Consider the following 14,213-nt stretch of genomic DNA (forward strand, 5'->3'; position numbering starts at 1 on the left):
ATAGATGACGGACAAGTCGATTCAAGAGTTAGCACTCAGTGTAGAACGTCCTGTAGAGAAACTCCTAGAGCAGGTTCGTGATGCAGGTCTACCACAGCGTAAAGCAGATGACATTATTACCACTGAACAGCAAGATACTTTGATCAATCACTTGAAAAAAGTTCATGGTCAAGAAAGTGGTAACACAGGAAAAATTGCGTTGAAACGTAAAACAACGAGTACTGCAAAAGTAACAAGTACATCGGGTAAAGCAAAAAATATCAACGTAGAAGTACGTAAGAAACAAGTTTTTGCGAAACCGAATCCAGAGTTACTTGCTGCAGAAGCAAAAGCGCGTGCAGAAGCGGATGTGAAAGCACGTGTTGAGCAAAAAGTACGTGAAGAAGCTGAGCAAAAAGCACGTAACAGTGCGGAACAAAAAGCCAATGCAACGTTAGAAGCAATGCGTGCAGCGCATACTTCTGATGGTTCAGGTCAAACAACTGCAAAAGCAGCTGTTGTGGTGAAAAAGCGTAATAGCGATAAAGTAATCAAAGCCCCTGTTATTCGTCCAACAGAAACACCTGAACAAAAGAAAGCACGTGAAGCTGAAGCTGCGAAGTTAAAAGCAACTGAAGAAGCAGTACGTCGTAAAGCGGCTGAAGAAGCTCAACAACGTACACTTGAGCAGATGCGTAAAATGGCATCTAAATACTCAAGTGATGATGCGACGACAACAATTCGTGTGATTGATGATTCTCCATTGGCTGCGGGCCTTGTTGGCCAAGCATATGAAGACTCATTTAATCAAGAAGACCGTGAAATTAAACGTGGTGGTGCAACTAACCCGCGTGGTCAGAAGAAAGGTGGTCGTCATAATCAAGAAGAGCAAAACTTCAGCCGTCAACATCACAAACGTGGTTTAAAGACCAGCCAATCAAATAAACATGGTTTTGAAAAACCTGTTAAGAAACAGATTTATGATGTAGAAATTGGTTCAACCATTGTTGTTGCTGATCTAGCGCAAAAAATGGCTGTAAAAGTTCGTGAAGTTATCAAGATGCTTATGAAAATGGGCGAGCTTGTTACTCAGAACCAATCAATTGACCAAGATACAGCGGTATTAGTAGTTGAAGAATTAGGTCATAACCCAATTCTTGTTTCTGATACACAAGCAGAAGATAACTTACTTGAAGCGGCTGAAGAAGCTCGTGGTGAGCAAACAACTCGTCCACCAGTTGTAACAATCATGGGGCACGTTGACCATGGTAAAACATCATTATTAGATCGTATCCGTCGTGCTAAAGTAGCGGCAGGTGAAGCGGGTGGTATTACCCAGCATATCGGTGCTTACCATGTTGAAACTGAGAAAGGTATTATTACTTTCTTAGATACACCTGGACATGCTGCGTTTACGTCTATGCGTGCTCGTGGTGCGAAGGCGACTGATATCGTTGTTCTTGTTGTTGCTGCTGATGATGGTGTGATGCCACAAACAGCTGAAGCGATTGATCATGCGCGTGCTGCAGGTACGCCAATCATCGTTGCGATTAACAAGATGGATAAAGAGTCAGCTGATCCAGATCGCGTGTTAAATGAATTAACAACTAAAGAAATCGTTCCTGAAGAGTGGGGCGGTGATGTTCCAGTTGCTAAAGTATCGGCACATACAGGTGCGGGTATTGATGAGTTGCTTGATCTGATCTTGATCCAATCAGAAATGTTGGAGCTTAAAGCATCTGCCGAAGGTGCAGCACAAGGTGTTGTTATCGAAGCGCGTGTTGATAAAGGTCGCGGTGCAGTAACTTCTATTCTTGTACAAAATGGTACGTTGAATATTGGTGACTTAGTATTGGCTGGTTCATCTTATGGTCGTGTTCGTGCGATGTCTGATGAAAATGGTCAACGTATCACTTCGGCTGGCCCATCAATTCCAGTGGAAATTCTTGGTTTACCTGAAGCGCCAATGGCGGGTGATGAAGTTCTTGTTGTCAATGACGAGAAAAAAGCACGTGAAGTTGCTGATGCTCGTGCAGATCGCGAGCGTCAAAAACGTCTTGAGCGTGCAAGCTCGATGCGTCTTGAAAACATCATGGCTTCAATGGGCAAGAAAGACATTCCAACAGTTAACGTTGTGCTTAAAACAGACGTACGTGGTACGCTTGAAGCATTACATGTTGCGCTTGATGAGCTTTCAACTGATGAAGTTAAAGTACGCGTAATTGGTTCTGGTGTTGGTGCAATCACAGAATCTGATGTAACTTTGGCAGAGTCTTCTGAAGCTGTATTATTGGGCTTTAACGTACGTGCGGATAACACAGCGCGTCAGAAATCTGATCAAGATGGCATTGATATTCGTTACTACAGCGTGATCTATCAATTAATTGATGACGTAAAAGCAGCAATGAGCGGTAAGCTTGCACCTGAACATCGTGAAACGATCTTGGGTGTTGCTGAAGTGCGTGAAGTGTTCCATTCAAGTAAGTTTGGTGCTGCAGCGGGCTGTATGGTTCTTGAAGGTGTATTACACCGTAACAAGCCTATTCGCGTTCTACGTGATGACGTGGTTGTGTTCCAGGGTGAGCTTGAATCTCTTCGTCGCTATAAAGAAGTGGTTGAAGAAGTTCGTGCTGGTATGGAATGTGGTCTTGCAGTCAAAGGCTATAAAGACATCAAAGCACAAGATAAGATCGAAGTGTATGATGTTCAGTTAATTAAACGGAGTCTTTAATGGCGGGTAGCCAACGCTTAAAGCGCATGGCGGATTCTGTACAACGTGAGTTGTCTGAGCTAATCCGTCAAGAGCTTAAAGATCCTCGCTTAGGTGGTCTAGTGACCATCTCAGCGGTGAAAGTCAGTGCTGACATGGGATATGCTGAAGTTTATGTCACAGTAATGGGGCGTGAGCTTGGTGATGAGCAAAGTGAAGCAGCGAATAAAGAAACTTTAGATGTATTGAATAAAGCTTCTGGTTTCTTGCGTCATGAATTGAGTCGTCGTATCAAGACACGTATTACGCCGAGATTGCGTTTTCATTATGATAAAACCAATGCATATGGTAACTACATGTTTGGTCTGATCGCTGAAGCCGTAAAGGATCTGCCTGAACAAGGGCAAGATGAGAAAGAATAAAGAAAAAAGCCACCTAAGGGTGGCTTTTTTTATGTAATAAATAAAAAATATTACGACAGATTAAATTGCTAATATATTGTAAAAAAACATGATTTTTTGTTATTGTGAATCCGTGTTCTAAAATTTAAGAATATAAAAATTATTTAAAAATATTGTATAGGGGAATTTAGGTGGAACTACATAGCCGTCTTTACTATAAGCATTCAGATGATCAGGTCATGAAACAACTAGAGGCTTTATTTACCACACATCATGGTGATGAAGAAAAGTTTATTCAGTCAAGTTTAGTGATTAATCCAGAAGCAGGTGATACAACGCAAGAGTTGCTTGATCAGATTGATTCTGTTGAGTATGACCTTGCACCAGAAAGTTTGGTTTATGTTGCAGGTTTTGCTGTACTTGATTTTACTCACGGCTCAAATGGTGACGAAAATATTGAGAATATTTTATTATTTTTAAAAGAATTATTACCTGATATTCATGTGCAAGCACGTGGTCAGGGAGATGATGATCCTTGGGAATTTTGGTTTAAATTTGATGGTGATGAATTGGTTCGTGAAGATGATGAACCATTCAATGATCCAGAAGATGATGAGGAAATTAAAGCCTCAATTTATCAATGGTGGCATGAAGGAATGCCAGAACAAATCAAAGAAGGCTTTTTGAATGAAGACTAAGGAGAGAGTTTTGGCGAAGCGTAAAGCACTGCCATAGACAGAAGAAGACCAACTATTGTTGGTCTTCTTTATTTGTGACACGACGATAACGCTGCCACGGTAATGGACGATTTAAAGCTTCAGGAACTTCGCCACTATTTGAACGTAGGCGTAAATGAATCGCAGCTTGCGCCATCAAATTTGCCGATACTGGTGCAGTAATAAAGACAAATAAAGTAATTAATAATTCAGCAAAACCAAAACGACCTTGCGTTGCGCCAAAGATCATTGCTGCAATTAGAAAACTTCCTAATCCTAACGTACTCGACTTCGTTGGGGCGTGCAAACGCATAAATAAGTCTGGTAGTCGAACCATGCCGATCGATCCGACCAGCATGAAGAAAGCACCGAATATAAGGAAGAAAGAAATAATGATTTCAATGATTAATTGCATAGCTCATCTCCTTAGTCAATGACATGACCCGTTGTGAAATAACGAGCAAGCGCAGCTGTCGAAACGAAGCCAAGCATTGCAACCAATAATGCTCCTTCAAAGACATTGGTACTTACCCAATACACACCTAAAACAACAATAAGACATGTCGCATTTAAAAATAGTGTGTCTAAAGCAAGTAGGCGATCGATGACAGATGGGCCGATAATCAATCGGATCAGGCATAGAAACATTGAGATAGTAATGGCAATTAAGCTAATGCCAAGTGCATAAGGTAAAATTGTCATTTGCTTGCTCCTTCTTCAATCTTTACATCAAAGATTTCGAGTAAAGGTGTTTCGTAGCGTTTTTTGATTTCTTGAATATCGAGTTCAGTGTCATCTGAGCTGAGTGCGTGGACGAGAATATCGCCACGCTCTTGATCAATCCCTGCTGAAACCGTACCTGGTGTCGTAGTAATGATCATCGCGAGAAGAGTATTCACTTCTTCATGCTCAGTTTCTAGTGGAACGCGATACCATCTCGGATGGAGTTGATCCATTGGACCCAACACCATTTTTGCCACGCGGAAGTTTGAAACGATAATATCCCAAAGCACAACAAAAAATAGTTTTACTGCTGGTGTCCAGTGAATGTGTGGCGTTCTAGAAATAAATGGTCCAACTAAACGTGGAATAATAATCGCCAATAGGATGGCCACTAATATATCCGTTAAGTCCAGACTATGCGACAGCATTAACCAGCTCAGAAAAACCAAAAAAGACACGAAAGGGTGGGGGAACCAACGGTCAAGCAAAGCTACTTTTTGCATGTTAGTGTTCCTCCATTGGTTTTAACTGAGTGGTATTTGGAATCGTTGGTGCTTCTAACGTTTGTTCTGCAATTTGGCGTTGCTTATATTCAGAGATGTGCTCACCTTGCAGTGTTGGTTTGGAAATCACATCAGGAATAAGTAAAGCATTATGATCTTCTACTTCACCACCATATTTTGTTTCTGGCAAATAGCTTGGATCATAAGGTTGAACGCTGATCGCACGGCCTTGGTTATCCGTCTTTAAAATGGCTTGCTGATAAAGGGCGTGATTTTGGATTTGCTGTGCAGTCAAAGCCATATAGTTTTGAATTGGAGCAGCAAATACTACATAAGCCATTAAAGTACCCAATAGAATATAAATCGCTTTATCATTTCGTTTTGGAGCTACTTCTGGTAAAGCTTGATAAACAGCATAAGCTTCTTCGTTTGGATTTTCCTCTGGTGGTGTAGCTCGCCAGAACAGAATGAAACCAACGCGGGTAAGTGCGATGATACTGAGCAAGCTGACAATTAAAATAACGGCAATAATCCAACCTTGATAAGCTGTTTCAGCAGTTGCTTGTAGGATGAATACTTTACCAAGGAATCCACTAAAAGGTGGTAAACCAGCAAGCATTAAGGCAATGGTAAAGTAGGTAAATGCCGCAGCCTTTTCCTGTTTCATTTTAGGGGAAACTTTGAGGTGGTCTTTAAATGCACCACGCTGTGATGTAATCCAGCCACAGAACAAATAGAATGCTGCTGCAATCAATGTGCTGTGAACTAGATAGTAAAGACCTGCTGCCCATGCTGCTGTATTGAACATCGAGATTGCAATTAGCAATGTTCCGATAGATGACAGCACCATGAAACCTACAAAGCGACGTAAACGATCTACACCGAGTGCGCCAATAACACCGTAAATGGAAGTGACTAGACCGATGACTAATAGACAGTTTTTAAGAATGTCTTGTGCCATTGCATCATCAAACACAGTGCCATTTACACGTAAAATGGCGTAGATGCCAACTTTGGTCATGATGGTAAAAATTGCAGCGACAGGCGTACTCGCAACAGCATAGGTTTTAGGTAACCAGAAGCCTACAGGCAGCATCGCTGCTTTAATGCCAAACACGACAAATAATAGTAAGCCACCTGCAATCGCAAGTTTATGCTGATCATTGTCTAATGTTGGAATAAGGCGACCGACATCAGCCATATTTAAGCTACCGACACTACCGTAAATCATGCCTAAGCCGATTAGAAAGAGTGCAGATGCAAGCAAATTGATGGTGACGTAATGCACACCCAGCTGAAAACGTGGGCGCCCTTGTCCATGCAATAAAAGCACATAAGATGCCATCAATAGAATTTCAAAGAAGACAAATAAGTTAAATAAATCGCCTGTTAAGAATGCACCAGATAACCCCATTAATAGGAAATGGAACATGGCATGGAAATAGCGACCACGCGTATCCCAGTTTTCACTGGCATACCACATAACAGGTACAGCGAGGGCATAGGTCAATAGCAGCATGAAGGCTGAAAGACGATCAAGCACTAATACAATACCAAAAGGAGCAGACCATTCACTGAGTTGATAAACCGTGATTTGTCCTGTACTCGCAATTGAGAAGTAACTTATTGCCAGCCCTAAACCGATTAACGCTGAAACGAAACTAATGCCTCGACGCCAAGGTTGACGCCAGTCTTGCTTTAAAGAACCTGAACCTGGGTTTCCAAGTATCAATAGGATAAAGCTGGTAAAAGCTGGAACTAAGATACTGAGAATAGGAGTATGAGTAAGCCAAAAATTGTAAAAATCGAACATTATGGCTCATCCTCACGTGGGTCATAAGTCAAGGTGGGTTCTTCTTTAGAGTCGACATGATCTGTACCAGATTCATATCGGCTACGCAGTGCAAGCTGTACGATAAATGCAGTCGTTGCAAAGCCAATCACAATTGCAGTTAACACAAGTGCTTGAGGCAGTGGGTCTGTAACTTTGGTTGCTTCAGTCAAGATAGCTGGAGCATTGACCTGTAAACGACCCATTGCGAATAGGAACAGGTTGACAGCATAGCCGATCATGGCCAAACCAAGAACAACAGGAAAGGTTCTCGCACGAAGAATTAAATAGATTCCTGTCGCGGTCAGTAAGCCAATCCCAGATGCAAGTAAAAATTCAATACTAACCATTATTTATCTCCACTTGGGATTGGGCCAGACATGCTTGAATGGCGTGAGTCACCTAAGACTGAAATCAATAACATGGTTGCACCTACAACAGTGATATAGACGCCTAAGTCGAAAGCTGCTGCTGAAGCAAGGTGCATTTTCCCAAGTAGGGGCGGCTCGACATAGATATGTGCACTGGTTAAGAATGGGCGTGCCCAATACCATGCTGCAATACCCGTTAAACCAGCAATGGTTAAACCAGAACCAATCCAAATCTCATATAAACGACCTGATTTGGCTTTTAGCATCTGCTCAGTTTTGTCTTGCCCTAGAACAATGTACTGAATGATCAGTGCCATCGAAGTAATCAAACCCGCAATGAATCCACCACCCGGATAGTTATGGCCACGCAAGAAGATATAGACACTGACAACAAGCGCAAGTGGCAAGATCCAAGAAGCAGTCATTCTTAGCATTAGTGGTGATGGATTAAAACGGTAAGTCAGACCTTGGGTCATGGTGGTGCCATGCGCACGCATACCATCCATCAAGCAAAGCGCACCAATACCTGCAATGCCCAATACGGCGATTTCGCCAAAGGTATCGAATCCTCGGAAATCGACGAGGATCACGTTCACTGCATTTGAACCACCACCGAGCGGAATGGCTTGCTGCATAAAGAACCAAGAAATTGAATTGTGATCTCGAGTTAATAATAACCACGCAATCCAACCAATACCTAAGCCACCTGCGATTGCTAAGCTTGCATCTCTCCAGCGACGTGAACGGCTTGATTCATAAGGTGTAAGTTGTGGCAATAACGACAAACTCATTAATAATAAGACGGTAGTTACAATATCAACGGTGATTTGCGTTAGGGCTAGATCGGGTGCAGATAGAGTTACAAAAGTCATGGTGACAACCAAACCAACTGCACCACTAATCAACACCGCCTTAATACGTTCGTGGTGAAACCACAACATCATCCAGCAGCCAGAGAATAGTGTTAGCCAAAGGACAATCGCAACCCACGGTGCATGTGTCAGTTCACGAGTGCCCGTAGTGAGACCTTGATTGAACAGCGGTAAGCCAACCATCAAAGTACTGAACAAAACGATCCATAGCAGATAGCTTTGTAATGAGCCATTTTCTGTTGCTTGTTTAATCTTTCTGCTATTTAACAGTAAATGTTTTAGGAACAACTCAAATATGATCTTGCCTTGAAACTTACCTAGATAAGGATCAAGGTCAATTTTGCGGATACGCCCATCTTTTGCTAAAGCGAAATAGAAGATAGCACCGCCAATCAAAGCAATCACACTCATGAGTAGTGGTGCATTGACTCCATGCCAAATCGCGAGGTGAACGCCTTCAAATTCAGGTTGTGCCAAGCTTGAGCGAGTCACGCTATTGACCATCGTGCCTGCAAGAAGAGCTGGAAGAATCCCGACTAAAATACACAAAGTTGCCAAAATGATTGCTGGTAGACGCATTCCTAATGCAGGCTCATGTGCATCTTTATTTGGGACTTGTTTACCAACTTCACCATCAAAGAACACGCCGTGAACCAAGCGAATTGAGTAGCTAACCGCAAAGATCCCTGCCAAAGTTGCAACAATTGCCGAAATGACCATCACTGGACCAGACAAGTTTGCAAGTAGTTCAGTAAAGAACATTTCTTTGGAAATAAAACCATTAGTTAAAGGAACACCTGCCATTGAGGCAGCTGTGATCATGGTTAATGTGCCTGTGAAAGGCAGTAATTGCCAAACACCGCTAAGCTTGCGTAAGTCACGTGTGCCCGTTTCATGGTCAATGATCCCAGCAATCATGAACAGTGCAGCTTTAAATGTAGCATGGTTAATGATGTGGAAAATCGCAGCAGCGACAGCAAGGGGAGAACCGATCCCCAGTAAACATACAATTAGACCTAAATGGCTGATTGTTGAATATGCTAACAGACCTTTGAGATCTTCTTTGAAAATTGCAAAACCTGCCGCCATACACAGTGTGAATAGACCGACAAAGGTGACGATATTGTGATACAGCGCAGCACCAATAAAAATAGGTGCTAAACGTGCGAGCAGGAAAATACCTGCTTTAACCATGGTTGCTGAATGCAGATAAGCGGAAACAGGCGTTGGCGCAGCCATCGCATTGGGTAACCAAAAGTGAAATGGGAACTGCGCACTTTTAGTGAATGCACCCAATAAAATTAATAATAAGGTTGGTACAAAAAGGTAATGCTGTTGAATGGTATCTTTCATCAGCACAAGCTGATCTATTTGATAAGTTCCTGTGATTTGCCCGAGTAAGACAAAACCACCGAGCATTGCAAGACCGCCCATTCCTGTAATGGTGAGTGCCATACGAGCGCCGCGTTGCGCAGCATCATATTGACTCCAATAACCCACTAAAAGGAATGATGAAATACTGGTTAATTCCCAAAATACCAATAAGATAATGAGGTTATTGGAAAGTGAGATACCAAGCATTGCCGCCATGAACAGCATTAATAATTGATAAAGTTTACTAAGAGAGTTTTTCGGACTCAGATAATAATAGGCGTAAATATAAATGAGTGTACCGATACCGCTAATCAGCAGACCAAACAATAAACCTAATGCATCTAGGCGAAAACTTAGATTGATTCCAAGTTGAGGAAGCCAATCCCAGCTTTGTTGCAGAGTATTTCCCTGAAGAACAGTTTCTGCCTGAGTAAAAAGTAAAATGAAACAACTAAGGCTGATGCCAATTGCCCCTAGTGCCGTCATGCCCCGCGAAATACGTTGCAATTGTGCGACAAGGGTGGTGCCGAGTATGAGCGGTAATAAGATAATAATCGGTAGCACACTGGTATCCATGTCGATGATTTAGGTCGGGAGCGACCTAAGGGTGAATTTTCTTTTCGAGACTCACAGGCATTCAAAGAGAGCGCCAAAGTTTCAAATCTCGAAACCCAATCAAGTTAACGGAGGCAGCAAGTTGTATTGCACAACTTGAAAATAAAATGAGCTTTATCTTACTATAAAATATGAACAAAAACCCGATGTTATTACATGAAAATAACAACATCAGGCTGAGTTTGGTCGGGAAAATTCAGTCGATAAAACAAATGATTAAAGCGGTGTTTCTTCGGGGGTATCATCAATTTTTAATAAGCTTAATAAATCATTTTTTTCTTGAGGGTTAAGCTCCTGTATTTGATGAAATAATTCATCCACTCGGCTAATCAGTGTTTCTGTTTCCAGTAAGTTGTGCGTTTGCGCGATGTTATTTTCTTCAGTCCAAACTAGTTCGTTATACAGTTGAGAGAGTTGTTGTTGTGACTTTTCTACATTGATTTCGTAGATTTCTTTGGCATCTAAACGTAAACATTGATAATCCACGGCATGTTCAAGCAATTCATCTCGATTGCCTGAAGCGATAATTTGTAGTCTTGGAAATGCTTGATGAAGCCGTTGCAAAATCTCAGCACAATTATTTTGATCAAGCTGATGGTCGATCTGATCAATTAATAAAATGCCTTCACCCTCTATACATGGATCAAAACAATGCGGATTGAGTAAGCACATGCGACGAGTAATATCACCAACAAGTGCAATCCATGTTTTGAGTGAGGCTGAGAGCTGTTGAAATGGAATTAACTGATCACGATAACGTACGATCAATTGTAATTTTGGAACATATTGAATGTAGAGGTCTGTCAAGTCAGGAAAAATGGTATGTAAGCTTTTTTTCAATGCATAAAGATTTGGGGCAGATAGTTGCTTTGGATGATTAGCCAATTCTTGCTGTAATTGATTTAATATTTCCAATTGATTTTGTTGGCTAAAATCATTCCCCATTAAGCGTCGAACAATATGAGCTGAGTGGGCATTTTCTACATCACTTATTTCACGTAACCATTCAAAAAAACGCGCAAAAGTGGTGTAGGGAATCGCCGTAAGATCATAAGCAGAGATTTCTTGTAAAATTCCCGGAACATTTTTGCTTTGTAAATTGATTTCATGGACAAAGCGTTCAGCAGGATAATAAGCAATCAGTGGTAAGCCAAATAAAGGATCTTGTAAGCTGGTTTTTTGATAAAGCGTAACCATTTGATCAAGCTGCTGTGTCTCGACTTGACTGATACCGACACCTTGACTATTAAATGTCTTAAATAATTTCCAAACACAGCTTTGAGTATCTGTTTCTGCGGCTGAGCTGCTTTCCGCCAAACTACCAGTCAGTTCAGTACTCATACGAACTTGCATTTGAATTTTTGCTTGGAGTCGGGTCAGCATAATGTCTTGATCAGAAATGACCACGCCCGCTGTTCGTATATCTTTATAACGTGCCGAGAACCACGTTAATGTTTGGTAAATATTTTTTAATAGCGTGGTTTTGCCTGTAGCTTGATCACCCAAAATAAGTGTGACAGGACGCTCAGCCTGAAATTCGACAGTTAAGTCTCGAAACATTCCAACATGCTTGAAGAGAACAGATTCAAGTTGCATAGGCTCTCACCTCAATCTAAGCGCTTTAACCTGCTGACTGACGAAGACTTGAGGGAGCGCACCGTTTTAATTGTTGTATTAAGTCAAAAAGATGGTGAATATTTAAACTTACTTTAGCACGAGTACAGGCAACGTAAAGTAATCTTAATTCTTCATCTGTAATTTTATGTTCCAGTCCATTCACTTTGAATTGGTAATCATCTTCGATATGGACACGATTCCATTCCAGTCCTTTGGCTTTATGTGCCGTTGAGATCACATAATCAGCTTGTTCAATCGGTGTGATTTTGGCAAGGGCTTTTTTAAGTGGTTCTGTGCCGTGATCATCGACCAATTTAACCAATGGTTTAATATCGCTGCCGTCATTGGTCTCACAATATTCATGTACATCATGCCATGAGTTAAACCAAGCCAGCTCAGGGACATCGGTAATGCGTTTACCTTGTTTCAATAAGCTTGCCGCATCAACAAAACGACTGAGTTTTTGATGATCTGCTTGTAAGCTGACTTTGTCGCCATGCACCAGACCTGAAAGCAGTAACTCCATCGCGCGGGCATTGGTACGGCACAGGATGGCATCACGCATTTTGGTGTGCGGTTTATTCACCACACTCGATTTTACATTTGGATTGCCGAGTAGAGGAACGGTTTCATTGAGTGCACCAAGCAAACTATTTGCCACATCTGCGATTGCATCACCGAAACGGAACGAGGTGGTCAAACGGCTTTCAGGTAGTGGCATTTGTTGCATCGCATTGATTGCACCACGCCAAGCATAGATTTGCTGATGTGCGTCACCGACATAAATCACTTGGGTACTTTTCTGATGCAACAAAATTCCTAACATCAAGGGATCAGCATCTTGTGCTTCGTCAAATAGCACATAATCCGCAGGAATATTCGGTTCAGACAATGCCCATAATTTCAGATAAATGTCATGCCCAATGCCTGCTTGATGATTAGGATCAATCGATTCTAACCAGCGGCGTTCAACAGCTGGATAAAGATGCTGTTGTAAAGATTCGATATCGTCCTGATGCAACCAGTTGGGTGCTTGGATATGACGAGGTGCGGGGTATTGTGAACTGGTTGAACAGAAATAGCTCACCGCATTGGCAACTAGGCTCGCTAAACGGCTTGGCATCAAAACGTATTTTTCATAACGTCCACCCATGAGTCGACGCAATGTAATCGGTTCTAGGCGATATTCTTTGGCCATAAAACTTGGACTAAGACGTGGTAAACGTAATTTATCCGTTACCCCACGTGGCACACTGCGAAAAGCGAGTGAGTGGAATGTTCGACAATTTACATTGCCGTGAAATTTACTCTGCGCTTCTGTTGCGATGGCTTTGTTAAATGCCAAATACATACCACGCCGTTCAGGCATGGCATCACTGATCATTTGTAAGGTTGTCGTTTTACCTGTGCCAGCATAGGCAATCACTTTAAAGGATTGTCCTAAACGAGCATTGTCTATGGCAACAGCTTGCTCATAAGTCGCTTTGGGTTTCTCGATACTCGACACAGGCGATGCTTACGCTTCTTTGCTACGATTGGCTTTTTCGACTAAACCTGATAAGCCTTGGCGACGTGCAAGTTCATCCAACACGACTTGAGGGTCGAGATCAAAGTAGCCAAGCATCACAATGCTGTGGAACCAAAGGTCAGCAACTTCATAGATCAGGTCATGTTTATTTTCAAGTGAAGCATGCACCGCATAATCTTTTGCTGCGATGATGCTTTCGACACTTTCTTCGCCGACTTTTTCTAAGATTTTATTGATACCTTTTTTATATAAACTTGCAACATAAGAGCTATCAGCTTCAGCATTTTTACGTTCTTGCATTAAGCGACCTAAATAGCCCAAAACATCGATTTGTTCGCTGTGGCTATGGTCATGCGCTTCTGTTTTTGCGGATGCACCATAAATTGCAGTTGGATCTTTCAGTTGGGCATCAACGATTTCCCAGCCTTGAGGTGTGAGTTTTCGATAAAAACAAGACTCTCGACCTGTATGACAAGCAATACCGCCGTGTTGTTCTATTTGAAGAATAATAACATCAGCATCGCAATCGAGACGAATTTCATGCACTGTTTGAAAGTGTCCTGATTCTTCGCCTTTGTGCCACAATTTTTGACGTGAACGTGAGTAATAGACTGCCTGATTTTTTTCAGCTGTCAGTTGTAAAGCCTCACGATTCATCCACGCAACCATTAACACTCGACCAGTTTGATGATGTTGTGCAATGGCAGGAACAAGACCATTGGAATCAAATTTAACTTCATCTAACCAGTTTGACATGAGTGGAAATCCATTTGGTGGAAAGCCGTTAGTGTAGCGTTTGTGGCTAGGGTTGGCTATGCTTGTGGGGTAAAAAATCGGTTTGGTATTTTTTGCGTGATACTGATACAAAGAAATTTATATTTTATAAATAGTATTTAGTTCGCTTATTTTTTAGTAAGAAACTCTTTTCTTTGACTAAAATGCAGAGGCATGTAAAAAGATTATATGAATGTTG

At 41.8% G+C, this 14,213-nt stretch carries 12 protein-coding genes; 3 read left to right on the forward strand and 9 right to left on the reverse strand.

Annotated features, from left to right (window positions below; genetic code table 11):
* Positions 1–4 precede the first annotated feature (4 nt).
* From infB to IO68_RS23670, 3 genes are all read left to right on the forward strand, one after another.
* Entirely contained in the window at positions 5–2,710 is a 2,706-nt protein-coding gene (infB, locus tag IO68_RS23660) for a translation initiation factor IF-2 (protein ID WP_007480110.1), read from the forward strand.
* Positions 2,710–3,111 carry a ribosome-binding factor A gene (locus tag IO68_RS23665; RefSeq protein WP_004876497.1) on the forward strand — a complete coding sequence of 134 codons (402 nt, stop codon included), beginning with the start codon at positions 2,710–2,712 and terminating at the stop codon, positions 3,109–3,111. The genes infB and IO68_RS23665 overlap by 1 nt, the downstream gene beginning before the upstream one ends.
* 170 nt (positions 3,112–3,281) lie before the next feature.
* Positions 3,282–3,788 (forward strand): hypothetical protein, encoded by a 507-nt coding sequence (locus IO68_RS23670; protein ID WP_023013137.1) that lies wholly within the window; start codon positions 3,282–3,284, stop codon positions 3,786–3,788.
* Positions 3,789–3,840: 52 nt separating this feature from the next.
* Here IO68_RS23670 and IO68_RS23675 read toward each other — a convergent pair whose 3' ends face one another.
* The 9 genes from IO68_RS23675 to hisIE form a co-directional block, all read right to left on the reverse strand.
* Positions 3,841–4,221, reverse strand: coding sequence for a Na+/H+ antiporter subunit G (locus IO68_RS23675; RefSeq protein WP_004876500.1), 381 nt, complete (start codon positions 4,219–4,221; stop codon positions 3,841–3,843).
* Positions 4,222–4,232: 11 nt separating this feature from the next.
* Positions 4,233–4,508 (reverse strand): monovalent cation/H+ antiporter subunit F, encoded by a 276-nt coding sequence (locus tag IO68_RS23680; protein WP_004876501.1) that lies wholly within the window; start codon positions 4,506–4,508, stop codon positions 4,233–4,235.
* Positions 4,505–5,032: a Na+/H+ antiporter subunit E gene (locus IO68_RS23685; protein WP_023013138.1), complete on the reverse strand. Its 528-nt coding sequence runs from the start codon at positions 5,030–5,032 to the stop codon at positions 4,505–4,507. The genes IO68_RS23680 and IO68_RS23685 overlap by 4 nt, the downstream gene beginning before the upstream one ends.
* Position 5,033: 1 nt before the next feature.
* The gene (locus tag IO68_RS23690) at positions 5,034–6,845 is read right to left on the reverse strand and encodes a monovalent cation/H+ antiporter subunit D (protein ID WP_019385812.1); all 1,812 of its coding nucleotides are present in this window, start codon (positions 6,843–6,845) and stop codon (positions 5,034–5,036) included.
* Positions 6,845–7,213, reverse strand: coding sequence for a Na+/H+ antiporter subunit C (locus IO68_RS23695; RefSeq protein WP_004876507.1), 369 nt, complete (start codon positions 7,211–7,213; stop codon positions 6,845–6,847). Before IO68_RS23695 ends, IO68_RS23690 begins: the two co-directional genes overlap by 1 nt.
* Entirely contained in the window at positions 7,213–10,056 is a 2,844-nt protein-coding gene (locus tag IO68_RS23700; RefSeq protein WP_031234773.1) for a monovalent cation/H+ antiporter subunit A, read from the reverse strand. Before IO68_RS23700 ends, IO68_RS23695 begins: the two co-directional genes overlap by 1 nt.
* Positions 10,057–10,311: 255 nt before the next feature.
* Positions 10,312–11,691 carry an ATP-binding protein gene (locus IO68_RS23705; RefSeq protein ID WP_023013140.1) on the reverse strand — a complete coding sequence of 460 codons (1,380 nt, stop codon included), beginning with the start codon at positions 11,689–11,691 and terminating at the stop codon, positions 10,312–10,314.
* Positions 11,692–11,716: 25 nt separating this feature from the next.
* Positions 11,717–13,219, reverse strand: coding sequence for a UvrD-helicase domain-containing protein (locus tag IO68_RS23710; protein ID WP_023013141.1), 1,503 nt, complete (start codon positions 13,217–13,219; stop codon positions 11,717–11,719).
* Positions 13,220–13,228: 9 nt separating this feature from the next.
* A complete protein-coding gene (gene hisIE / locus IO68_RS23715) occupies positions 13,229–13,996 on the reverse strand; it encodes a bifunctional phosphoribosyl-AMP cyclohydrolase/phosphoribosyl-ATP diphosphatase HisIE (protein WP_023013142.1) in 768 nt (255 codons plus the stop codon).
* Positions 13,997–14,213 lie beyond the last annotated feature (217 nt).

This window comes from Acinetobacter sp. COS3 (assembly GCF_000475335.1).
Classification (GTDB): Bacteria; Pseudomonadota; Gammaproteobacteria; order Pseudomonadales; family Moraxellaceae; genus Acinetobacter; species Acinetobacter venetianus.